Annotated in this window: 17 protein-coding genes; 6 read left to right on the forward strand and 11 right to left on the reverse strand. The window is 60.6% G+C overall.

What is annotated here, in order from left to right:
• Positions 1-222 precede the first annotated feature (222 nt).
• Both ACI0FG_RS14765 and ACI0FG_RS14770 read left to right on the forward strand, forming a co-directional pair.
• Entirely contained in the window at positions 223-2,319 is a 2,097-nt protein-coding gene (locus tag ACI0FG_RS14765; protein WP_419785767.1) for a glycosyltransferase, read from the forward strand.
• Positions 2,312-3,994 carry a glycosyltransferase family 2 protein gene (locus ACI0FG_RS14770; protein ID WP_419785768.1) on the forward strand — a complete coding sequence of 561 codons (1,683 nt, stop codon included), beginning with the start codon at positions 2,312-2,314 and terminating at the stop codon, positions 3,992-3,994. Before ACI0FG_RS14765 ends, ACI0FG_RS14770 begins: the two co-directional genes overlap by 8 nt.
• Before the next feature lie 2,239 nt (positions 3,995-6,233).
• On the opposite strand, the gene ACI0FG_RS14775 is transcribed toward ACI0FG_RS14770, so the two are convergent.
• The 11 genes from ACI0FG_RS14775 to ACI0FG_RS14825 all read right to left on the reverse strand — a co-directional run bounded on the left by ACI0FG_RS14775 (position 6,234) and on the right by ACI0FG_RS14825 (position 15,257).
• Positions 6,234-6,941, reverse strand: coding sequence for a queuosine precursor transporter (locus ACI0FG_RS14775; protein WP_419785769.1), 708 nt, complete (start codon positions 6,939-6,941; stop codon positions 6,234-6,236).
• A 54-nt stretch (positions 6,942-6,995) separates the two neighbouring features.
• Positions 6,996-9,419: a Lon protease family protein gene (locus ACI0FG_RS14780; RefSeq protein ID WP_419785770.1), complete on the reverse strand. Its 2,424-nt coding sequence runs from the start codon at positions 9,417-9,419 to the stop codon at positions 6,996-6,998.
• A 122-nt stretch (positions 9,420-9,541) separates the two neighbouring features.
• Positions 9,542-9,811: a flagellar biosynthesis protein FliQ gene (fliQ, locus tag ACI0FG_RS14785; protein ID WP_419785771.1), complete on the reverse strand. Its 270-nt coding sequence runs from the start codon at positions 9,809-9,811 to the stop codon at positions 9,542-9,544.
• 60 nt (positions 9,812-9,871) lie between these two features.
• A complete protein-coding gene (gene fliP, locus ACI0FG_RS14790; RefSeq protein ID WP_419785772.1) occupies positions 9,872-10,633 on the reverse strand; it encodes a flagellar type III secretion system pore protein FliP in 762 nt (253 codons plus the stop codon).
• Entirely contained in the window at positions 10,630-11,016 is a 387-nt protein-coding gene (gene fliO, locus ACI0FG_RS14795) for a flagellar biosynthetic protein FliO (RefSeq protein WP_419785773.1), read from the reverse strand. The genes fliP and fliO overlap by 4 nt, the downstream gene beginning before the upstream one ends.
• On the reverse strand, positions 11,009-11,530 hold the full coding sequence (fliN, locus tag ACI0FG_RS14800) for a flagellar motor switch protein FliN (protein ID WP_419785774.1): 522 nt from the start codon (positions 11,528-11,530) through the stop codon (positions 11,009-11,011). The genes fliO and fliN overlap by 8 nt, the downstream gene beginning before the upstream one ends.
• Before the next feature lie 82 nt (positions 11,531-11,612).
• Complete coding sequence (locus ACI0FG_RS14805) at positions 11,613-12,104, reverse strand: flagellar basal body-associated FliL family protein (protein WP_419785775.1); 492 nt, start codon at positions 12,102-12,104, stop codon at positions 11,613-11,615.
• A 73-nt stretch (positions 12,105-12,177) separates the two neighbouring features.
• Positions 12,178-12,903 (reverse strand): OmpA/MotB family protein, encoded by a 726-nt coding sequence (locus ACI0FG_RS14810; protein WP_419785776.1) that lies wholly within the window; start codon positions 12,901-12,903, stop codon positions 12,178-12,180.
• A gap of 3 nt (positions 12,904-12,906) precedes the next feature.
• On the reverse strand, positions 12,907-13,728 hold the full coding sequence (locus ACI0FG_RS14815; protein WP_419785777.1) for an OmpA/MotB family protein: 822 nt from the start codon (positions 13,726-13,728) through the stop codon (positions 12,907-12,909).
• Positions 13,729-13,758: 30 nt separating this feature from the next.
• On the reverse strand, positions 13,759-14,520 hold the full coding sequence (locus tag ACI0FG_RS14820) for a motility protein A (protein ID WP_419785778.1): 762 nt from the start codon (positions 14,518-14,520) through the stop codon (positions 13,759-13,761).
• 29 nt (positions 14,521-14,549) lie between these two features.
• A complete protein-coding gene (locus tag ACI0FG_RS14825) occupies positions 14,550-15,257 on the reverse strand; it encodes a YggS family pyridoxal phosphate-dependent enzyme (protein WP_419788397.1) in 708 nt (235 codons plus the stop codon).
• 311 nt (positions 15,258-15,568) lie between these two features.
• Here ACI0FG_RS14825 and ACI0FG_RS14830 point away from each other — a divergent pair, with 311 nt between their 5' ends.
• The 4 genes from ACI0FG_RS14830 to ACI0FG_RS14845 all read left to right on the forward strand — a co-directional run bounded on the left by ACI0FG_RS14830 (position 15,569) and on the right by ACI0FG_RS14845 (position 23,667).
• Complete coding sequence (locus ACI0FG_RS14830; RefSeq protein ID WP_419785779.1) at positions 15,569-17,212, forward strand: glycosyltransferase; 1,644 nt, start codon at positions 15,569-15,571, stop codon at positions 17,210-17,212.
• A gap of 178 nt (positions 17,213-17,390) precedes the next feature.
• Positions 17,391-19,805, forward strand: coding sequence for a type I DNA topoisomerase (gene topA, locus ACI0FG_RS14835; RefSeq protein ID WP_419785780.1), 2,415 nt, complete (start codon positions 17,391-17,393; stop codon positions 19,803-19,805).
• 249 nt (positions 19,806-20,054) lie between these two features.
• Complete coding sequence (locus tag ACI0FG_RS14840; RefSeq protein WP_419785782.1) at positions 20,055-22,445, forward strand: acetate--CoA ligase family protein; 2,391 nt, start codon at positions 20,055-20,057, stop codon at positions 22,443-22,445.
• 58 nt (positions 22,446-22,503) lie between these two features.
• Positions 22,504-23,667, forward strand: coding sequence for a YkvI family membrane protein (locus ACI0FG_RS14845; protein ID WP_419785783.1), 1,164 nt, complete (start codon positions 22,504-22,506; stop codon positions 23,665-23,667).
• Positions 23,668-23,713 lie beyond the last annotated feature (46 nt).

Raw genomic sequence — 23,713 nt, forward strand, 5'->3', positions numbered from 1 at the left:
GCTCTCCGGGGATTCATTACTAGAAAAAGTCCAGACAAGCAACTTGCCCGACAGCGCATGGTGCCTATCTTAACCTTTCGCAATAATTTCATGCGGTATGGCTGCGTTACCCGCCATTTTCTCCAGCTGCCTAGGTTCTGCTTCCCCCGTCTGATTTCGTCCAGCTTCTTGCTCTGTTCTCCGCCATCTGCTACTTCCTGATGCCGAACGAACGAGAAACCAATGATCCGATCATCCATACCCGTTTTCTGCTACCACAACGTCAGCGAAATCGACGGCCACACACCGGAGCTCTTTGCCGAGCATCTCGATGCCATGGCCGACGCAGGCTGGCGGACCATTTCCGCCATGGACCTCCTGGACGTGGTGCGCGGCAAACGCAAGGCCCCGCGCAAATCCCTGGTCCTGACCTTTGACGACGGCCACCTCTCCAACTGGCTGACCGTGGTGCCCGAACTGGCCCGCCGGGACATGACCGGCACCTTCTTTGCCCTCACGGATTTCACCGTGCCGGGTCGGCCGCGCACCCACGACTCGGCCCCGGCCATGCGCACCATGCCCGAGGCATTCAAGCACGCGCTCCAGGGCGACGACTTTTCCCAATTCATTAATGAAAGCGAAATCCGGGCCATGCTCGACAAGGGCATGGAGGTCTTTGCCCACGGCTGCCGCCACCAGGGCGTGTTTCGCACCTTGAGCCCGCAGGCGACCATGAGCGAGCGCCACGCCCGCTGGCCTGCATGGTCCATCTACCCGGGCTACGATCCCGCCTGGCCGACCTTCAACGACGGCAGTGCCTATGTCTATGACGGATTCAAGCCGGTATTCGACCGGCCCGGCACCCAGCCCCGTTTCGTCATACGCACGCCCGAGGAACGGCTCCGTTTCTGCCGGGAGGATTTCGCCCGGTCCATGCGGCGCATCCGGGAACTCAACGGCCTCACCGAACAACTCTTCTGCTGGCCCTGGGGCCAATACCGCGAGGACGCCCAGGCCGAATTGCGCGCCGCCGGTTTCGCCGGGGCATTCACCCTGGAGCGGTGGGTCAATGCCAAGGGCACCGATCCATTCCGGCTCAACCGCATCGGCGTGGGACGGCCCAAGACCGGCAAGTGGATTCAGGCCCGCCTGCGCATGTACGGTTCCGATCCCGCGGCCCGCGTCTTCTTCAAGCTGCAACGCCTCAAGCCCGAAGTGAAGCGGGTGCTCTACGCCACGGACTCACAGCGTTTGTCCGGTGGCAGCCGCCAGCTGCTGAACAACATCAAGGCTATGCGCGACATGGGAGCCGAGGTCTACGCCGTGCTCCAGCCGGATTCCCCGCTGGTGGCTCCGGCCACGGAACTGGGGGCCGAGGTCGCCACCTTCGACGCTTTCTCCAGCTACCTGCGCGCCGGTTCGTTCCTGGCCCGCATGGTGCGGGAACACCGCATCGACGTGGTCCATACCTTTCACAACCGGGCCTACAAGATGGGCGTCATCGCCCGGCTCATGGGTGCGCGCTTCGACCTGTTCATCAACAGGGGCGTCATTTCCCGGCCCAACGACATCTTTTTCCTCTGGACCAAGGCCGCGCGCGGGGTCATCTGCAATTCAAAATGCTGCGCCGACGTGCTGGCCCACTACCGGGTGGCAAAAAAGCGGCTGAACGTGGTCTACAACGCCTACGACGGGCCGGATTTCGGCGACCCGGCCTTCCGCAAAAAGCGTGGCACACGCTTCGCCTATGTGGGCAACGGCGCGGAGATCAAGGGGCTGGACGTCTTCCTTCGTGCGGCAGCCCGGTTTTGTGAGGCCAACGCCCGCGATGTGGAATTCCTGGTCATCGGCCTGCGCCTGGACGAAGTGAAGAAATTCGAGGACATCATCACCCCGGAGCTGCGCCAGCGGCTCACCTTTGCCGGCGAGCTGCCCCACGCCGAGGTCATCGACTCCCTGCGATTCAGCGACGTGCTGTGCATGACCTCGCGCAAGGAGAGCCTCCCCAACGGGCTGATCGAAGCGCTCAATCTCGGCCTGCCCGGCCTGTGCACCTCGGTGGGCGGCGTGCCCGAACTGGTGCACGAGGGCGTGAACGGCCTGCTCTGCGAGAGCGAGGATATCGAGTGCCTGGCCGCGAAGATGCGTACCCTGGCCGACGACCCTGTCGCCCGTCACCGCATGGGCCTCTCCGGGCGGGCGGTGATCCGCTCCCAGTTCTCCCCCGAAGCCAAGGGACGCCGCCTCATGCGCGTCTACATGGGCGAACAGGTTGACGAGCCGCTGGACGTTCAGGCGGTCAAAAATTTCTCGCCTCCTCCGGACAGCGACCATGACTGATGCCGCCGCCCGTCCGCTGACCTTGCTCTGGGAATCCCTGCCGGAGCCCATCCTTGACCGTCTGCGCCTCGGGTTTACCGGCAAGCGCCATCTGCTTGATCTGGCCGGGCGGGTTCTGGAAAGCGGCGATCCCATTTTGCGGGCCATCGGCAGCGATGCCCTGTGCACCGCCTTTGCAGAAAATCCGCTGGATGGTGCCCTGGCAGCCGATCTGCTCGCCATCGACACGACCCGGGCATTGATCCCGGAGCCCACACGAGCCGTCATGCGAGCAGTTGCCGACAATTGGCAGCGCCCGGACGCCCCCGACTATTTCGCCCTGCTGCCGGAGCGCGACTTCCCGGCCATCCTCCGCCGCATCGAACAGGGTGTGGCCGCTGAACCAAACAATCTTTTCTGGCGCGAACAGGCCTTTTCCCTCGGCCTGATCGACAACGCCCCGGACTGGGTGGAGGCGCAGACGTCCCTGCCGCTCCTGTCCGGCATCGAACCCGTACGCGACAACGTAGCCGCGTCCATCGCCCTGCACAAAGGGAGACACCACGAGGCGGCCCGGCTCTTCGAGGCAACGGGCGAGGCCTTCGGCCCCTGCTACGCCGCCATGCGCTCCGGCTTGGCCATGCTTACGGCGGGCGACTCGGGATCGGCCCACCTGCTCCTGCTCCAGACGCTGGCCCGGGCGCCCTGGAACGCCAGCCTGCTCCTGCGCGTCCACGATCTGCTGGCTGGCTGGGATGCGCAGCAAAAACCGCTCAACGGGTCCGTGGCCATCCTCCTCTATTCCTGGAACAAGGCCGTGGAACTGGATGCCACTCTGCGTTCGCTCTTCGAATCCGAACTTTCCGGGGCCTCGGTCTTTGTGCTGGACAACGGCTCCACGGATCAGACGCCCGACATCCTCGAATCCTGGCAGGCTCGCTTCGAAAACCATCTGGGCAAAGGGCGTTTCACGTCCATCCGACTGCCAGTGAACATAGGAGCACCCGCCGCGCGCAACTGGCTGATGCAGCTGGATGCGGTCACCCGGCATGACTTTGCCTGCTATCTGGACGACGATGTCATCCTGCCACAGGACTGGCTGCTCCGGCTTGGCTCCGCAGTGCTCCAATACCCGGACGCAGGCGTCTGGGGCTGCAAGGTGTCCGACCACGCCAACCCGGCCATGATCCAGAGCGCGGACGCCCATCTTCTAGCCGATCCCGACGAGCCGCCTTCCGATCTCACCCATACCGAGCCCAATCCATTCCGGCTCTCGAACCTGCACATCCAGACCTTCGACACCGGGCTGTTCGACTTCATGCGCCCCTGCGCCTCGGTAACCGGCTGCTGCCACCTTTTCCGCACGCCAGCCCTGCTCGCCTCGGGCGGCTTTGCCCTCCAGCTCTCCCCCACCCAATACGACGACATGGAACACGACCTGCGCCTGTGCGAGGCCGGAACCTTCGCCGTCTACCAGGGGCATCTTACCGTGCACCACAAGAAGCGCTCCGGCGCGGCATCCCGCGTGGCCGGTCCGGCCATGGGTAACGCCCTTGCCAACAAGTACAAAATGCAGACCATGCACGACCGGCAGGCGATTCTGGACGCAACCCGCCGCGAACAGGAACTGCTCGCCGCCGACCTGCATCACAAATGTCGCGTGGTGGAGCAGGCGCTCCTGCAATGGGCTGAGTAGGCGGGAAAGGCTCATAAGCCTTTCCGCTGATCTGCTGATCTGGAAAAGGAAATTGCAAAAGGCAGAAAGGCAGAAGCAAAAGTTGAGCCGCCTCCGGCGGGATTCATGTCAGAGGGTTTCGCACCCTAAAGGTGCGACTTACTTTTGGACCAGAGCGCCCAAAAGTAAGCAAAAAGCGCTCTTGGGGTGCCATGCCCATCGCCCCGGTGACGGACAAAGAATCTGAGCCAAACGGCCTGCGCTCCCACGTCCCTAGGCGGGAAGCTCAAAACAGCCGGGCCGCAAAGATTCGCTCCGGCCGTTTGGTCAGCTTCTAAGCCGCGTCCCCGCAGGGCTGAGATAAGGGGAACTTGTCTTTATGTCGTAACGGCGAGCAGGAGCCTGAGCATTCGCAAAAGAAGTCTCCGAAGACAACCGTCCGGTCCCGGAGGGCGTCACAGTTAATTCGCTGAGACCAGCCCTGTGTTTCGACGGTTAGCAGCCGACCAAGCGGGTAAGGCGGCTCCCGTCAGTCACCCGGTAGGTTGCTGGTAGTCTTGGTCTGTTCGTGGAGAAACGGTACTATACTTTTCAAAGGATGGAGCCGTCCCGCTTGGATCGGATGCTTCCGGCGTAACACGCAGGCGGTAAGGCTACTCGCAAGGGCCTTTTTTCGTTCTTTTTTGGCCCAGCAAAAAAGAACCGCCGCCCGCGCAGGGCATGGAGGGGACTTTGAAGCCGCACGGCTTCAAACCCGGCTTTCTGCCTTTTGGAATCAAAGGCAAAATCAAAGGAGAAAAGGCAGAAGTGGAGCCGCCTCCGGCGGGATTCACTATAGAGTGTTTCGCACCCTAAAGGTGCGACTTACTTTTGGACCAGAGCGCCCAAAAGTAAGCAAAAAGCGCTCTTGGGGTGCCATGCCCATCGCTCCGGTGACGAAGCAAGAATCTGATCCAAACGGCCTGCGCTCCCGCGTCCCAGGCGGGAAGCGAAAAACGCCGGGCCGCAAAGATTCGCTCCGGCCGTTTGGTCAGCTTCTAAGCCGCGTCCCCGCAGGGCTGAGATAAAGGGAACTTGTCTTCATGTCGTAGCGGCAAGCAGGAGCCTGAGCATTCGCAAAAGAAGTCTCCGAAGACAATCGTCCGGTTCCGGAAGGCATAGCAGCTAATTCGTTGAGACCAGCCCTGTGTTTCGGCGGTTAGCAGCCGACCAAGCGGGTAAGGCGGCTCCCGTCAGCCACCCGGACGGACGGTGGCAGCCTCGGTCTGTTCGCGGAGAAACGGCACTATACTTTTCAAAGGATGGAGCCGTCCCGCTTGGATCGGATGCTTCCGGCGTAACACGCAGGCGGTAAGGCTACTCGCAAGGGCCTTTTTTCGTTCTTTTTTGGCCCAGCAAAAAAGAACCGCCGCCCGCGCAGGGCATGGAGGGGACTTTGAAGCCGCACGGCTTCAAACCCGGCTTTCTGCCTTTTGGAATCAAAGGCAAAATCAAAGGAGAAAAGGCAGAAGTGGAGCCGCCTCCGGCGGGATTCACTATAGAGTGTTTCGCACCCTAAAGGTGCGACTTACTTTTGGACCAGAGCGCCCAAAAGTAAGCAAAAAGCGCTCTTGGGGTGCCATGCCCATCGCCCCAGTGACGGGCAAAGAATCTGAGCCAAACGGCCTGCGCTCCCGCGTCCCTAGGCGGGAAGCATAAAACACCGGGCCGCAAAGATTCGCTCCGGCCGTTTGGTCAGCTTCTAAGCCGCGTCCCCGCAGGGCTGAGATAAGGGGAACTTTCTTTATGTCGTAGCGGCAAGCAGGAGCCTGAGCATTCGCAAAAGAAGTCTCCGAAGACAATCGTCCGGTCCCGGAAGGCGTACAGCTAATTCACTGAGACCAGCCCTGTGTTTCGACGGTTAGCAGCCGACCAAGCGGGTAAGGCGGCTCCCGCCAGCCACCCGGACGGACGGTGGCAGCCTCGGTCTGTTCGCGGAGAAACGGCACTATACTTTTCAAAGGATGGAGCCGTCCCGCTTGGATCGGATGCTTCCAACGTAACACGCAGGCGGTAAGGCTACTCGCAAGGGCCTTTTTCGTTCTTTTTGGCCCAGCAAAAAGAACCGCCGCCCGCGCAGGGCATTTGGAGGGATTTTGCAGCCGCAGGCTTCAAACCCGGCTCTCCTCTTCCAATTCTCAACCTCTCTCACAATAAAAAGGGGAGGCCGTTCCCGACCTCCCCTTCAAATATTGCGAAGCTACAAAAATCACCCTTTCAATCAGGCGTGCCCTACCTCATGACGCTCATCCTCATGCAGGTCCTCCGGGAAAATCCGCTTGGCCAGATAAATGAACGGCGTATCCAGCGCAGCCACCACAAACTTGATCAGATACGTGGAAGCGAGAATCTCCCAAAACACGTTGATGGGGAACAATCCCCAAAAGGCGATGAAACAGAAAATGGCGGAATCCAAAAACTGGCTGACCATGGTGGACGCGTTGTTGCGCAGCCAGAGCTTGCCCGCGCCGGTCCGCGCCTTGATGGCATGAAACGCCCAAACATCGTGCAACTGCGAAACCAGATAGGCGGCCATGGATGCCAAGGCCACACGAGGCATGAACCCGAACAACGCCTGGAGATGCGGCTGGGCGAAATCATCGGCGGAAGGCTTGAACAGCAACGCAATCTGCATATAGGCGACCATCATCAGCAGGGCCACAAAGCCAAGCAGCACGCCCTTGCGCGCCTCGCGCTTGCCGTAGAACTCGCTCAGGAGATCGGTAGCCAGAAAGACGCTGGCATACAGCACGTTGCCGAGCGTGGTGGTCAGGCCGAAAAGCTCAACGGTCTTAAGCACCTGAATGTTGCACAACATCAGGTTGAAGACCATTAGCCCGAAAAGGCCTACCTTGCCGAAAAGCCGGTAGATGACCAGGACCACGCACAGGTCCCCCAGCGCGAAAAGAATCCAGAGTAGTTCGTTCATGGGCGTTGCCTAGCCCCGAACCGGACCAAGGTCAAGTTCGGGCGCGGGGATAAATCAGGACTTGCACTGGCCCCCGTTGCCCGGTGCGGCCAGGCCGCTCAGCTCGGCCAGACGCCTGTCCACCCGGTGGTACAGGGAATCCGTGGGGAACTTGCCGTTCTTGCCCCGCGATCCGCAGCGCATTCCGGTGAGGATGTAAAGGGCCTCCTCAATGGTCGTCACCGGGAAGATGCGGAACTTGCCCTCCTCCACGGCCTGGACAATTTCGTCCTTGAGCATGAGGTTGACCACGTTGTCCGCAGGCAGAATGACACCCTGCTCGCCCGTGAGCTTGCGGCGGCGGCAGACCTCGAAAAAGCCTTCGATCTTGCGGTTCACGCCGCCCACGGCCATGACGGCCCCGGACTGGGAGACCGCGCCGGTCATGGCGTAGGAAAGATTGATCGGCACGCCGGACAGGGCCGAGAGCAAAGACGCCAGCTCCGCGCCCGAAGCGGAGTCGCCCTCGATACCGGCATAGGATTGCTCGAGGCAGAGCGAGCCGGTGAGCACGATGGGCTTGTCCAGGGCAAAAAGCCGGACCAGATAGGACTTGATGATCATCATGCCCTTGGTGTGGATGGGGCCGCCCAGTTGGGCCTCGCGCTCCAGGTCGATGATGCCGCCGTGGCCCACGCCCACGGTGCAGGAAATCTGATGCGGCAGGCCGAACTCGTAGTCGCCGAACATGGTCACGGACAGGCCGTTGGCCAGCCCTACCTCGTGGCCGCGGGTGGCCACCTTGATGACCTGCAAATCGTAGTCGGCCATGAATTCCTCTTCATAGAGGTTGACCCGGTAGTCCTTGGCACGGACCGCCTCGGCCAGTTCGGCCGGACCGACGACGCTGCGCCCGGACATCCGGGCCAGGGCCGAAGCCTCGATCATCCGCTCGCGCACCAGCGGAGTGTAGAGGGAAAGCCGCTTCTGGTCCTCCACCAGACGGGAGGCGAAATCCACCAGACCGGCCATGGCCTCGCGGTTGAAGGGGAGCAGATCGGACTCGCGAGCAATACGGCCGATGACGTAGAAGTAATTCTTGATATTGGCCGCGTTACGGGTGGCGGCGGCTTGCAGATGCGCCTTGAGCTTGAAGAATTTGGCAAAGCGGTCGTCGCCGAGGAGCAGCGCCTCATAGTGATCGTCCGTACCGATGAGCACGACCTTGAGCGAGAGTTCGATGGGCGCGGGCTGGATGGTCCGGGCACGCACCTGCTCCGGGTCCACCGGGTCCTCGATGCGCGACTGGCCGGAACGCAGGGCGCGCAACAGCCCTTCCCAGGAATTGGGATTGGAGAGCAGATCCTCAACGTTCAGGATGAGGAAACCGCCGTTGGCGCGGTGCAGGGAACCTGCCTTTATCAGGGTGAAGTCCGTGTAGAGGGCTCCCAACTCGGCCTCCCGCTCGATGGAACCGAGGAGGTTGAAGGCCGTTGGGTGATCCTCCGACACCACGGGCGCGCCCTTGGTCTTGCCGTTGTCCACAAAGAGGTTGACCTCGAACCGGGTGAAAAAGTCCTCTCCTCCGCCAGCGCCTTCGGGCAGCAAACCGGCCAGGGAGTTGTCGCGCGGCATGAACTGGTCCACGTTCTCAACCACTTCATCGGCGAGGGCCTTGAAATACTCGTCCAACCCCTCATGCTTCCTAAACTTGTCCGCCATGGGGGCAAAGCAGTCGGCCATGACGGTCCGGGCGGTCTCGCGGTGCAGGTCGTTCTCGGACTCCCGCATGGCCGTCTCGTTGCGGTTGACCTCCCGCAGCAGGGTGGAAACGCTGGCCAGCAGCTCCTCCCCCTTGGCCTTGAGCTGCTTGCGCACGCGTGGGTCCAGCTTTTCGAAATCCTTGTCCGAGACCACCTTGCCATCCACTATGGGCGAGAGGGTGAGCACCCCGTCCTCGTCCAGGTTCAGGCTGAAGTTTTCCTTGGCGGCCGTGTCGTCCATGCGGTTGAAGAGGTCGTCGCGCTTGGTGTTGTACTTCTTGAGCATCCGCTCGTGCTTCTTCTGGAAAGCGTCCTTCTCGAACCTGCCGGGAATCTCCTGGCGGATGAGGGTCATTGCCTTCTGCTGTTCCTGCTTGAGACGACGGCCCATTCCGGCCGGCAGGGAGACGACAACAGGCTGGTCGCTGTCCTCGAAGTTGTAAAGGTAGACCCAGTCGCACGGGGCTTTGTCCTTGGCAGCGGCGGGCTCCAGGAACGACTTGACGAAATAGGTGCGCCCCATGTTCGGCTCGCCGGACACGTAGATATTGTGCTCGTTGCCCTTTATTTGCAGCGCCAGGGACAGGGCTTGAATGGCCCTCGGCTGGAACTTGGGATAGGAGTTACGGTCCGGAATCTCGGTGCTGTACTCATAGGGCACGCGGGAGGGATCGAGGACGGCCCGAAGGCGGTCCGGGGACAGGGACTTATGCGCGGGAGATGCGTTTTTTTTCATGCAGACTCTGAAATTCGGTAGTATTCGGGGGAAAGGCCCCGTATCCCGAAGATACGGATTTTCACCAACATTGTCATCAGCCAATGTGTCGGTAAAAAAGCGCTGGGGAATCCCCCCTCAAATCAGCGAATATAGTTGGGCAGGTTGAGAAAAAGATTGGTCGTATAGGTCATCATTTTGTCCATTATCCATGGAAATGCCACGATCAGGGCGATGAAGATGGCCAGAATCTTCGGGACCATGGTCAGGGTCATCTCCTGAATCTGGGTGGCGGCCTGCAGCACGGACACCAGGATGCCCACCGCCATGCCAACGCCCAGCATGGGAAGCGAAATGACCAGAGTCATCTCAATGGCCTGCTTGGCAAAGCCGACGACGAATTCAGGCGTCATTTTTCACTCCTATGCGGTTCTTCGGGCGCAAGGCACCCCAGGCAACACGGCGGCGCATCGTCACTGGAAGGTATTGACCAGCGACCCGACGAGCAGGTTCCAGCCGTCCACAAGGATAAACAAGAGAATCTTGAACGGCAACGATATCATGACCGGCGGCAGCATCATCATGCCCATGGCGAGCAGGATGGAGGCTACGACCATATCCAGAATGAGGAACGGGACATAGATCAGGAAGCCGATGGTGAACCCGGTCTTGAGCTCGGAGATGGTATAAGCCGCCACCAGCATAATGGTGGAGACCTCCTCCTTGTTCTTGGGTCGCGCCTCCTGGGTGATGGAATAGAAAATGGAAAGGTCCTTTTCCCGCGTGTGCTTGAACATGAACTCGCGGATCGGCTTCTGCGCCCGGTTCAGCATTTCCTGAAAGGGAATTTCCTCGTCCATGTAGGGCTGAAAGGCCGTGTTGTTGATGGCCTTGCCCACGGGCAGCATGATGACCATGGTCATGAAGATGGCCAGCCCGGCGAGAATCTGGTTGGGAGGCATCTGCTGGGTGCCCATGGCCTGACGCAGGAAGTGAAAGACGATAATGATGCGCGTAAACGAGGTCATGGTCAGCATGATGGCCGGTGCCATGGTCAGCACCGTGAGCAGGAAGATAATCTCGAGCAGCGAGGAGACCTCCTGCGGCTCGGCCTGTCCGGCGGCCAGTTCCATGGTCAGCTTGGGAATGGTCGGAGCGGCGGCCGCCAGGGACGGGAGCAGCATGAGGGCCAAGGCGGCCAAAAGAAAAGTTATGCTGAGCCTGCGGCCCGTCATTTACCCATGCTCCTCTTGAGCAGCGTTGCAAAGGAAGCGGACTTGCCGGGTTCCGTTTCCGGAAGTTCTTCCATATCCTCTTCGGCCAGGGGGGTGATGTGCTGTTCGGTCACGCCGAGCAGATAATCCCGCTCCCGGTACCGGACCACGACAACGGACTGTCGCTGCCCGAGCACCAGTCTGTTGATAAGCCGGGGACCTCCGGAGCCGCCGCTGCCGGTCGCACCGGGCAAGCCCAGCCTGCGCAACAGCCAGTAAGCCAGAAAAATGACGCCCAACAACAGGCAGAGGTACCCCGCCGTTGTCAGGACTGTGGACCATGTGTCCACATGCGGAAGCTGCGTCGCGGCAGCCGTGGCATTGGCCGCCGCAGGGCTAACCAAGCTGCTTCACCCGCTCGATGGGGCTGATGATATCCGTCAGCCGGACACCGAACTTTTCGTTGATGACAACGGCCTCGCCGCGTGCAACCAGCTTGCCGTTGACGTATATTTCGAGAGGTTCGCCCGCCAGCTTGTTCAGCTCGACAACCGATCCCTGGCCCAGCTGCAACAGTTCGTTGATGAGCAGTTTGGTACGGCCCAGCTCGGCCGAGACGTCCAGCGGGATGTCCAGAATGAAGTCCAGATCGCGCTTGCCGCTGGGGCTGGCCTTGGCGTCATCGCCCATATCCTTGAATTCGTAGTCGTGGGTCTGGGTGGAGAGGAAGGCCTGCTCCTTCTCGTGCTTGACCTCTGTCTGTTCGGACTCGGCAAGAGCGGCAGCCCACTCGTCGGCCAGGGCTTCATCGTCGCCGCCAGCTCCCGCGCCTCCCGCATCAGCGGGGTCGGTCACGTCGCCGCCTTCCAACAGCGCGTCGGCCCATTCCTGTGCCAGTTTGTCTTGATCTTCGCTCATCTCGAATACCTCGCGAAACGGTTTTCCAGGGTGCACCCGTCAAAAAATCCGACGGTAGGCAATCGGAAATGCAAAATGCGTGCTACTGGATGACCATCTCCGTGATATAAACCCGAAGGATAGCCCCCTTGCCCAATATCTGATTCAGCCTGTCCACCACTTCCTGCTTGAGCTGCACCTTGTCCGCCATGGTGGAGAGGGAGTCGTAGGTCTTGCTGGACAGCAGGAGCAAGAGCGCGTCCTTGATCTTGGGCTGTTCCGTGGTCAGGGCGCCGGAGACCTTCTCGTCCCGCACCTCCACTTCCATGCCGAGTTTAAGATATCGTCGGCCCAGCGGATCGGCCAGGTTGACCAGAAATACCGGCAGCGGGACCATCTGGCCCTGTTGCAGGTCGGCAGGGACCTCGGCCGGGGCATCCGCAGCCTGCTCCGCAGTGGCGTCGTCCTTGGGGGCCAGAAACATCTTGTAGCCGAACCAGCCGCCAACGCCGAGCAGAATCACCACCACCAGGATGATGATCCATTTGAGCTTTCCGCCCTTCTTGCCTACTTGTTCCAGTTCTTCTTCAGCCATGGCGGCCACCTTTCCTTTGCTGTATTACTTGTTCATAGCCGGATTCGGCCCTGTTTTCCAGACAAAGTTTAGATCATTGGTACCCGCCCACGGGCCGGGCGGTCTTGAGCAGAATCTCCACCCGCCGGTTCATGGCCGAACCAACGGGGCGGCCCCGCTCGTCCAGAACCGGCACGTTCGGCCCATAGGCCGAAAGTGAAAAACGGCGGTTGGGCACTCCGGCCTTCACCAAAAAACCGAGCACTGCCAGGGCGCGGTCTCCGGACAAGGCATAGGGATCGACCTCGTTGTCCGTGGCATCCGAGTATCCGGCCACGTTGATGGGCGCCGGGGTGTGGGTCATTATGGGCACCAACTGGTTCATGACGAACTTGCCTTTGGCGGACAGCTCGGAGGAATCCGGCGCAAAGAGCAACTTGTCCGTAAAGACCAGGGCCACCCCGTCCGGCCGGACCAGGACTTCGAGATTCTTGTTCAGCTCGGACTTGGACAGCTCTTCCGGCAACTGGTCATCCGGGAAAAGCAGGTCCTTGAGCCGCTGTTTCTTGTTCAGCACTTCCCACGGCTTATCCATGAGGTCCACAATGAGCCGTTCCTTGGCCGTCACCCGGCCGGAGCCACGCTTGTCCAACAAGCCCAGGTCCGCCGTGGTCAGCGTCACCCGGGTCAGCACGGCGTTGTCCATGGATGACATGGTCAGCAGCAGCACGAAAAAGGTGAGGAGCAGCGTCACCAGATCGGAGAACGTGACCAGCCAGAGGGCCAGCGGCGGACAGGCTTCACTTTTTTTCCTGGCCATGACCTACTCCAGCCCCGGCGGCGGCTTCAGGTCGAACTCGAATCCGTCGACGCTCAGGCTGTCCCGGCGAATGTTCTCCACCGGGGTGATTGCCCGGATGCGCTCGCCGGTATCTATGGCCCGCTTGTCCAGCACTATGTCCACGCGGCGGTTCTTGGCCCGGGTCTCAGGCTTGTTCCGCGAATAGTACGGCATGTACTTGCCGAAGGCCTCCACGCGGAGCATGTCCGGCTTCATACCGCGCTCGATAAGGAAACGGTACACGGCCAGGGAACGGGAAAGCGATATCTTCCAGGAGAGGTCCGGCACCTGCGTGTCGTCGTCGGGCTGGTAGTTGAGCCCCAGTTCGTCGCGCAGCTCGGACGTATGCCCGGCGAGCAGCAGCGGATACTGCACCTGGGCGAAGATGGGCATGAACTTGTCGAGCAGGGCCATGCCCTCGGGCGAGAGCGTCGAGGACTCGGGCGCGAAAAGCAGGCGGGAATTGATGGACAGAATCTGGACGAAACGGTTGGAACGGAAATCGAGGTCCTTGTCCACGTCCTCCCAGTTGAGTTCCTTGAGCGGCTCCAGGTCCCCGGAGTCGATGGGGCCGGGCTCCACGGTGCGGCGGGTGTCCTTCTTGGAAAACGTCTCGTAGCTGGCGTCGTTCCAGCCAAAGGTACCGATGATGGAGCCGAGGGCGACCAGCTTCCGCCGGGCGTCGATCTGCGACATGGAAACGAGCAGCACGAAAAAGGTCAGCATCAGGGTCATCACGTCCGAAAACGTGATCATCCAAGGAGGCATCTCCTCGCATTCCAGCTTTTTCTCTTTCTTCGCCATGACGCTCTCCCTGGGGGTTCCCGGCCCGGGCTAGTCGGACACGACCCGATCCTTGGGCGGCAGGTAGCTGTTCAGCTTCTCCTCGATAATGCGCGGGTTCTCGCCCTTGGAGATGGCCAGGATGCCTTCCATGATCATCTCGCGCAGCAGGACTTCCTCCTTGCTGCGGGTCTTGAGCTTGCCCGCCATGGGGTTGAACACCAGGTTGGACAGGATGGCGCCGTACAGGGTTGTCAGCAGGGCCACGGCCATGGCCGGACCGATGGTGGAAGGGTCGGACATGGTCTGGAGCATCTGAACCAGGCCGATAACCGTGCCGATTATGCCCATGGCCGGGGCCAAGGTGCCCATTACGGCAACCACATCAGCGCCCGTGGCGTGCCGTTCGGAAAGATAGGATATTTCCGTTTCCAGAATTTCCTGAATGGTTTGCGGCTCCAGGCCGTCCACCGTCAGCTGCAATCCCTTGCGCATGTAGTCGTCGTCAATTTCCTTGATGAGCGGCTCCAGCGAGAGGATGCCCTCGCGGCGGGCGCGGTTGGCGTAGTCCTTGAACCGCTCGATGACGTCCTGGGGGGAGTCCAGGCTGGAAAAGAAGGTGTTCTTGATGACGCCGACCACGCCGAAGACGTAGCTCATGGGATAGTTGACCAGGGCCGCGCCGACGGTGCCGCCCACAACGATGAGGAACGACGGGATGGAAACGAAGATCATCAGAGTGGAGCCGGTCAAAATGGCCGACACAACCAGTCCGAAGGAAAGGACAATTCCGATTACTGTCCCGAGATCCATACCTTACCCTTTTTTTGCTTCCCGCCGGTTTATACCTTGGTGGGCCTTTGCCCGAAAATCCTCGTCCCGACCCGAACCAATGTCGCCCCCTCTTCCACGGCGGGCACGAAATCCCCTGTCATGCCCATGGAAAGGTGCGGCAACCGCACGCCCAGCCGCGCCGAAAGTCCGTCCCGGAGCTCACGCAGCCGCGCGAAAACGGGGCGCGCCCGTTCCGGGTCGTCGAAAAAAGGCGGCATGGTCATCAAACCGACCAGCCGGATGCCGTCCGCAGCCATGGCCTCTTCGGCCAGTCTGGGCAGCTCTTCCTCCGTCACGCCGGACTTCTGTTCCTCTCCGGCAATATTCACCTGGAGGAGGATATCCTGGACCACGCCGAGGCCGGTCGCCTTCTTGTCCATGGCCTGCAGCAGCTTGGCCGAATCCACGCTGTGCACCAGGGCGAACTTTCCGGCCACGTACTTGGCCTTGTTCGATTGCAGGCCCCCGATGAAATGCCACCTGAGCGTCAAATCCGACAGCTCGTCCTGCTTGTCCCGGGCCTCCTGCACATAGTTCTCGCCAAAATCCAGCTGACCGCTCGTTGCCAGGTCCCTGATATCCGAGGCGGGGTGGTATTTGGACACGGCCACCAGCCTCACATCGCCCGGCTTGCGCCCCGCTCTGGAGGCCGCTTCGGCCAGATCCTCCAGGAGCTTGGCCCGCCGTTCGATCAATTCCGTCTGTCTGTCTGTCATAATCATCAATGAATCCGGCGCGTCGAGTCTGACTCTTTATCGGCCCGGATGTGAATTTAGTTTACTCGGTTGATGAAACATTTTTCCCATTCATCCCGCACGCCCTTTCTCATACACGACATCTCCCGAGGCAACCACCCGAAATTTCGTTCCTTCCCCGCCGGTTCAGCTATAACACAAAAGAGTATCTTTTTCTCTGACATTTTTCTATACATTCTCTATCTATTTCAAGTGGGACGGCCCTCTTCGCATACGGTTTTCCCTCCGTCCCACCTCGCGAACGCGCCCAGACCTCCGGAGGTCCCGTCCAGATGATCACCAGTAAATATTTCGACATGTTCCAGCGCGGCATGACCGCACAAATTCAGGACCTCTCCCTCCCCGACTTCCTGGACTATGCCCGCAATCACCTGCAAAGTTTTCTCATGTGCGAGGCCATTTCCCTCTGTTTTCTGGAGCGTCTGGCCAATGACGGCGAAACGGCCAGAAACAAAGGCGCGTCCAACGCTCTGCTCTATTTTCTGGACAAGGCGCTCCAAAAACGCCCTCTGCGTCCCGGCCTTCTCGAGGCGGCAGTCCGGCTCACGGGAGACAAACGTCTTGAAGCACGAGCCAAGGTCATCGACAAACTCAATACGGCCAAAGAGACCTATGATCTGATATCCGGGCTGGATTTCAGGACCGACGGGGAAGACGCCCGCACTTTCATCGCCCAGCTCATTCAAACGACACCGGAAAACATGGCGGCGGCGCAACTCGCCCTCAGCCTGGACCGCATAGCCGGACAAGCCCCGGCCTGGATCAACGACTTTCATTGCAACATAGCCCTCAAACAGGTCTGGGAAACAGCCCTGTTCAACCACTACGCGGAACTCAGCTTCTATGACAAGGCCATGGAGCTGTGGGGCAAACTGAAACAGGACAGGCTGCGGGAACATTCACTGAATGTTGCGGCCGAGATGTTCATTGCCCAGGGCGACTTGGACAAAGGGCTGGAGCTCTACGAAGCATCCGTACAGATGGACCCCCGCCAGACGCCGGTGAAGCTGCGTATGCGGGAACTGCGCTCCCCATTCCTGCCGAACCACGAACTGATAGGGCAAATTCCGGTCAATATCTGCCTCTACTCCTGGAACAAGGCCGAGATGCTCGGCCAGACCCTGGAGAGCCTCAGCCGCTCTGATATCGGCAACGCCCGCATCGACGTCCTGCTCAACGGCTGCACCGACGATAGCCTTGCGGAGGTGGAAAAGGCCAGAGCCCTCTTCCCGGACAATGAATTCACCATCCACCAGTTGCACGTGAACATCGGCGCCCCGGCTGCCCGCAACTGGCTCATGTTCCTGCCCGAAGTACAGAAGGCAAAGTATATTGCCTTTCTCGACGACGACGTGACCATCCAGAAGGACTGGCTCGCCCACTTCCTGACCATTGCCGAGTCGGACGATAACATCGGCGTGGTCGGCTGCAAAACCGTACACCCAGGCACGCCAAGTCTGAGCCAGTATCTATTCCGCTACATAGCGATAGCCCAGCGTGGCGTGCTCAAGATGAGCATAAACGCGCCCAACCGCCACTTCGACAACCACTGTTATGACTTTGTCCGCGAATGTCGCAACGTCATGGGCTGCCAGCACCTGCTCCGAACCAAGGCTATCAACGACATCCCTGCCGGGTTCGACATCCGTTTTTCCCCCTCACAGGTGGACGACATCGACCACGACGTCTGTCTTGCCCTCAAGGGATGGAAGGTCATGTACACAGGTCTGGTCACCTGCATTCACCATCAGTCCAGCGGAACGAATGTCCTCACCAGCGAGTTTGATCCGGGCAAGATTGGCAGCATCATGGGCAACGACATCAAATTTTTCTTCAAGCACGCGACTCAACTGGAGAAACTGGCCGAACTGGACTGCCTGAGCCTGGACCTCGGCTTTGAGCAGCCGCCCTTCTAGGCCGCTTGACGAAACGGATTTTACCCATAGTCTATATAAGTGGGGTTGACGAAAAGCCTGATTTACGGGCATAGCTCCCCCTCAAAGCGCGCTGCCCGCCTTCCGGCCGAGCGGCCTCATCATAACCGGTCGTTGAGGCGGTTGCGTTTCCCCCGACAGTACGACCACGAGCCACGCCATGTCCAAAGACCTGATCATCGTCGAGTCCCCGGCAAAAGTGAAAACCATCTCCAAGTTCCTGGGCAAGGACTATCTGGTTGACGCTTCCGTCGGCCATGTCCGGGACCTGCCCACCCGCGACCTCGGTGTCGACGAGGAACACGGATTCAAGCCGCAATACCAAGTCATCAAGGGCAAGGAGGACGTTGTAAAACGCCTCAAGGCCGCCGCAAGCAAGGCGGACACCATTTATCTGGCCCCTGACCCGGATCGCGAGGGTGAGGCCATTGCCTGGCACGTTGCCGAGCTGCTCAAGCCGGTCAACGACAATATCCAGCGTATCCAGTTCAACGAAATCACGCCGCGCGCGGTCAAGGAAGCCCTGGCGCATCCCCAGACCCTCAACGAGGACCTCTTCGACTCCCAGCAGGCCCGCCGCATTCTGGACCGGCTCGTGGGCTACAAGATTTCCCCCATCCTCTGGAAGAACGTCAAACGCGGCATCTCGGCCGGACGTGTCCAGTCCGTGGCCCTCAAGCTCCTGGTGGAGCGCGAGAAGGAACGCCGCGCCTTCAAGGCGGACGAATACTGGCCGTTCAAGGTTCTGCTGGAAGGCGGCAACCCGCCTCCCTTCTGGATGGACCTGCACAAGCTGGACAAGAAGGCTGTCAAGCCCGGCGCCAATCATATTTCCAGCCAGTCCGAGGCCGAAACCCTGGAAAAGGAACTTTCCGGCGGCCAGTTCGTGGTGGAATCCGTGCAGGAGAAGCAGCGCAAGCGCAGCCCCCTGCCGCCCTACATCACCTCCACCCTGCAGCAGGACGCCAACCGGCGCATGGGCTTTTCCGCCAAGCGGACCATGTCCATCGCCCAGCGCCTCTACGAAGGTGTGGAACTCGGCGCGCGCGGCACCACGGCGCTCATCACCTACATGCGTACCGACTCCGTGCGCATCGCCAAGGAAGCGCAGGAAGCGGCCCGCGAGCTGATCCTGGAACGCTTCGGCGACGATTACTATCCGTCGAAACCGCGCAGCTTCAAGACCAAGGGCAGCGCTCAGGACGCCCACGAAGCGATCCGCCCCGTTGATGTCGCCATCACTCCGGACGACGTCCGCTCCTTTCTCCCGGCCGAGCAGCACAAGCTCTACCGGCTCATCTGGCAGCGGTTCGTGGCCTCGCAGATGGCTGCGGCCACTTTCTGGGACACCACCGTGCTGGTGGACGCCCCGCGCACCATCTGGCGTGCCAAGGGCGAGCGTATGCTCTTCCCCGGCTTTCTGGCCGCCATGGACAAGGGCGACACCGAGGGCGACACCGAACTGCCCAAGCTGGCCCAGGGCGACGTGCTCACCGTGCAGGAACTGAAAAAGGAACAGAAGTTCACCCAGCCGCCGCCGCGCTACTCAGAAGCCTCGCTGGTCAAGACTCTGGAGGAACTCGGCATCGGCCGCCCCTCCACCTACGCCGCCATCATCTCCACCCTGCTGGACCGCGAATACGCCAAGCAGGAGGACAAGCGGTTCGTACCCTCGGAGCTTGGCTTCACCGTGTCCGACCAGCTCTCCGAGCACTTCCAGGCGCTCATGGACGTCGGCTTCACCGCACAGATGGAGTCCATGCTCGACGACGTGGCCGCAGGCAAAAAGGACTGGGGCGAGCTGCTCAAGAACTTCGGCGACGACTTCTACCCCACCCTGGACAAGGCACGCACGGAGATGGCCCGCTCCCAGCAGGTGACGGACATCAAGTGCGACCTGTGCGGCGCGGACATGGCCATCAAGTTCGGCCGCACCGGCGAGTTCCTCGGCTGCACCAGCTTCCCCACCTGCCGCAACATCAAGAACTTCACCCGAGACGAGCAGGGCAACATCCAGGTGGTTGAGCGCGAAAAGCCGGAAGAGACCGGCGTCACCTGTGAAAAATGCGGCCGTCCCATGGCCGTCAAGCAATCCCGCCGGGGAGAGTTCCTCGGCTGCACCGGCTACCCGGACTGCAAGAACATCGTCAACTTCAAGCGCGATGAGGACGGCAACATCCAGGTGGTGGAGAGCGAAAAGCCGGAAGTGGTCGGCACCTGCCCGGAATGCGGCGGCGAACTGCTGCTCAAGAAGGCACGTACCGGCTCCCGTTTCATCGCCTGTTCCAACTACCCGGACTGCACCCACGCGGAACCTTTCTCAACCGGCGTTCCCTGCCCGGTGGAAGGCTGCACGGGCGAGCTGGTGGAAAAATCCTCGCGCCGGGGCAAACTCTTCTACTCCTGCTCCGAGTACCCCAAGTGCGACTACGCGGTCTGGAACTGGCCCATCAACGAGCCCTGCCCGGAATGCGGCCATCCCATCCTCACCCGCAAGTCCACCAAGGACAAGGGAGAGGTCCTCGCCTGTCCGAAAAAAGGATGCGGCTACACCCGGCCGGTGGACGACCAATAGTTCCCGACAACAGACACACACCAACAGGGTGCTCCGACACATGTCGGGGCACCTTTTTTTTGCTGAAAAGACGGCGGCGCAACCGTTTGATCCTCCTGAAGATACAAGCAAAAAAATGACCGCTGGTCACAGTGGTTGCCATAGACGGCATAATGCCATAGACAAACTGTTGTTTTCACGATGGGGAAAGAGGGACTCCCCGCGCGGATAGGGAATATTTCCTTGATCAAACTCCCTTTAGGTATCGGCATGCCCAATATTACACGATTGAATATGGACGCCCTGACCGACTGCTTGCAACAGGCGCACTCGGAAGGCCGCAATTTTCTCTACGAATATGAAGTTTACGCCTTCCAGGCCAACCTCGGCGCGGAAACCCCGCCCAAATGCTCACTCATAGAGCGGGGTCGAGTACCTTCAGACGAGGAGATCATGGCCATCCCCGGCGACAAGGCCGTTCTCAAAATCGTTTCGCCGACCATCCTGCACAAGACCGAGGTGGGGGGCGTGCGCGTTGTGGACAAGGACCCGAACAAGGTTCGCGCCAGCGTGCGCCGGATGCTCTACGAAGTGCCGGAAAATTACGCCCGCTGGATCGAGCGTAACCCGAAAGCCGCTCCGGCCCCGTATTGCGGACTGGCTGGCGAGGCGCTCGTGGCCGCCATCAGCGCGGACCTCAAGGGCGTGCTCCAGGTGCAGTTCATGCCGCCGGATTCCGAGGCGTTCGGCAACGAGCTCATTGTGGGTGTACGCTGGACACGGGAATTCGGCACCGTCATCAGCGCCGGGCTGGGCGGCACGGATACCGAACTCTATGCCAAGCGTTTCCGCAAGGGGCAGGCCATTGTGGCCGCTTCCGTGGAGATGACCGACGGGCAGCAATTTTTCGAGTTGTTCAAGAAGACCATTTCCTACCACAAGCTGGCCGGGCTGACCCGTGGGCAGGAACGGATGGTCAGCGACGAGCAGCTCATAGAGTGCTTCAGTGCCTCCATCCAGGCCGCGCGCCACTTTTCTCCCCTCAATCCCGACGCGCCGTTCGTGCTCACCGAGCTGGAAGTCAACCCCTTCGCCTTCACCGACTACCAGATGATCCCGCTGGACGGACTGTGCAAGTTCAGCCTGCCGCAGGAAGTGCCGGTTCCTCGCCCCGTCGAAAAGATCAAATCCCTGGTCAAGCCGAAACGCATCGGCATCATCGGCGTTTCCTCCACGCGCATGAATTTCGGCCGGATCATCCTGAACAGCATCCTCGGCTCCGGCTTTGCGGCCGACGACCTGCTCATCATCAAGCCCGGCAGCGACACCATCGACGGTGTCAAATGCATCCCGAGCCTGAAGGAACTGGACGAGCCGATGGACCTGTTTATCGTGGCCGTGGCCGCCCCCCAGGTCCCGGACCTGGTGGACGAAATACTTGAGTGCGGGCAGATAAACTCGGTCATGCTCATCCCCGGCGGCATGGGCGAGACGGAGGAAAGCCAGGACCGCGCCCGCGAAGTCATTGCCAAGATCCGCACGGCCCACGCGGAGGGAACCGGGCCCGTCTTCCTCGGCGGCAACAGCATGGGGGTGGTTTCCCATCCCGGCAGCTACGATTCCTGGTTCATCCCGGAAAACAAGATTCCCCAGCCCGAGGGACCGTATCGGTCCACGGCCTTCATCTCCCAGTCCGGTGCCTTCATGGCCTCCTGCATGGCGCAGTGCCCGGAGATGAACCCCGCCTACCTGCTCTCCATGGGCAACCAGACGGACCTGACCATCGGGGACATGGTGCAGTATTTCAAGGACAGTGACGACGTGAACGTCATTGCCGTCTATGCCGAAGGGTTCCAGGACCTCGACGGCCTAGCCTTCTGCCGCGCGGTGCGCGAAGCCGTGACCGCCGGAAAGGAAGTGGTCTTCTACAAGGCGGGCCGGACCCCGGAAGGCAAGAACGCCACGGCCGGACACACCGCGTCCCTGGCCGGCGACTACATGGTCTGCGAATCCTGCGTGCAGCAGGCCGGAGCCGTGGTGGCCCGCAACTTCGGCGAGTTCGAGAATCTCGTTCTCCTGGCCCAGCGGCTGCACAGCAAACGGATATGCGGCAACCGGCTGGCGGGCATCTCTTCGGCCGGGTTCGAGGCCGTGGGCATGGCGGATTCCATCCACTCCGACGATTTCGAGATGCGCCTTGCCGTACTGGGCGAGGAAACCACGCATCGACTGGATACGCTCTTTGCAGCGAAACGCCTCTCCTCTCTGGTCAATGTCCGCAATCCGCTGGACTTCAACCCGGCTGCGGACGAGGAAGTATATGAAGAGGCCACCAGGGCCGTCCTCGAAGACCCCTGCGTGGACGCCGTGGTCCTGAGCATCCTGCCCATGGGCCCCGGCCTGGCCATGAACATGGCCAATCAGGACGCACTGACAGGAGAAGGCTCGCTGGTGGACCGCATTGTCCGCCTCTTCCACGAGACTGAAACCCCGCTCATCTGCTCCATCAAAACCGGAACCGGCTACGAACGGTTCATCAAAGCCATGTCCGACGGGGGCATCCCCATTTTCCGATCCGCGGACACAGCGGTCACGGCTCTCAGCCAGTACATCGAGAGCCGCCTGAACGCCGCGCGGATTAAGGGAAACTCCGGACTTTAACATAACCTGGAGCGCCCCGAGGGGCTGCTCCCGCCATTGCTAAAAAACGAGAGATTTCATGAAGAGTTTACCGGCATACATGGCCATCGCCTTTGTCTGGTTCAGCGGACACTTCGGCGGCGGCTTCGCATCCGGCCGCCAGATCGTGGCCTTTTTCCTCGGGCACCACTGGACTTCCCTGTTCATGCCGGCCGTAGCCATGTTCGTCATGGGACTGACCTTTTACTACTCCATGGTCATCGCCGCCCGTTTCAACCTCTTCGACTACAACGCGTGGTCAAGGAAAATCTATGGCAGGTCGGCCGTCATCATGGCCCCGATCTACGAGATTCTGATCAACCTGCTGCTGGTGCTGGTCACGGCCGTGGCCTTTGCCACCGGCGGAGCAACGCTCGCCAAGGCCATGGGCACCTCGTACATGATGAACACCATCGTGCTCGCGGCCCTCATCTTTGTCCTGACCATCTACGGCGCGGACCTGGTCCGCAAGACCGCCTCCCTGGTCTCAATCCTGCTCATAGCCTGTATCTTCGTCATCTATCTGCCCAACATCATCCACTTCTTCCCGAAGATCATGGCGAACATGTCCGCCATTCACCGGGGAGAAATCGCCACCGCCTCCGACAGCTCCTTCCTTGATTCGCTGTGGTGGGGCCTCAAGTACGGTGCCTTGCAGTGCTGTGCCATCGGGGCCTACATCGTCCATACCCAGGCCTGTACGAACAAGACCTGCCTGAAGAAGGCGGCCATCTACGGCTTCATCATCAATACCGGCATCCTGTACCTGACCTATTTCGGCATCCTGGCCTTTGTCGATCAGGGCGTGCTCAAGGAAGCGGTTCCCTCGCTCTTCGTGGTCATGCACGGCGTGGGCGGCACCTGGATGACCGTGCTCATCTCCATGAGCATCGTCATCGGCGCGGTTTCCACGGGCGTGGCTCTGGTCTACGGCACCACCAACCGCATGGTCCTGTTCTTCGGCCGCAACATGTCGGCGGAGCAGCGCAAATCCAAGCGGTACATCCACGCCGTGACCGCCTCCGCGATCATCGTCGTTGCCTGCTGGCTGGTTGCCCAGCTCGGCCTCATCCCGCTCATCGGCAAGGGATACGGCAATGTGGGATGGCTCACCCTGTTCATCATCACCCTCCCGGTGCTGCTGCGCGGCATCGGGCTCTGGCGATTCTCCAAAGACGGCGCTGCCGTGCCGACCCCGGAGTAACAGGGAACCGACAATCCACCCACACTACGACATCCCAGGATCAAGG

Origin of the sequence: Pseudodesulfovibrio sp. 7M6, from assembly GCF_050058625.1 — a bacterium.
Classification (GTDB): domain Bacteria; phylum Desulfobacterota; class Desulfovibrionia; order Desulfovibrionales; family Desulfovibrionaceae; genus Pseudodesulfovibrio; species Pseudodesulfovibrio salinus.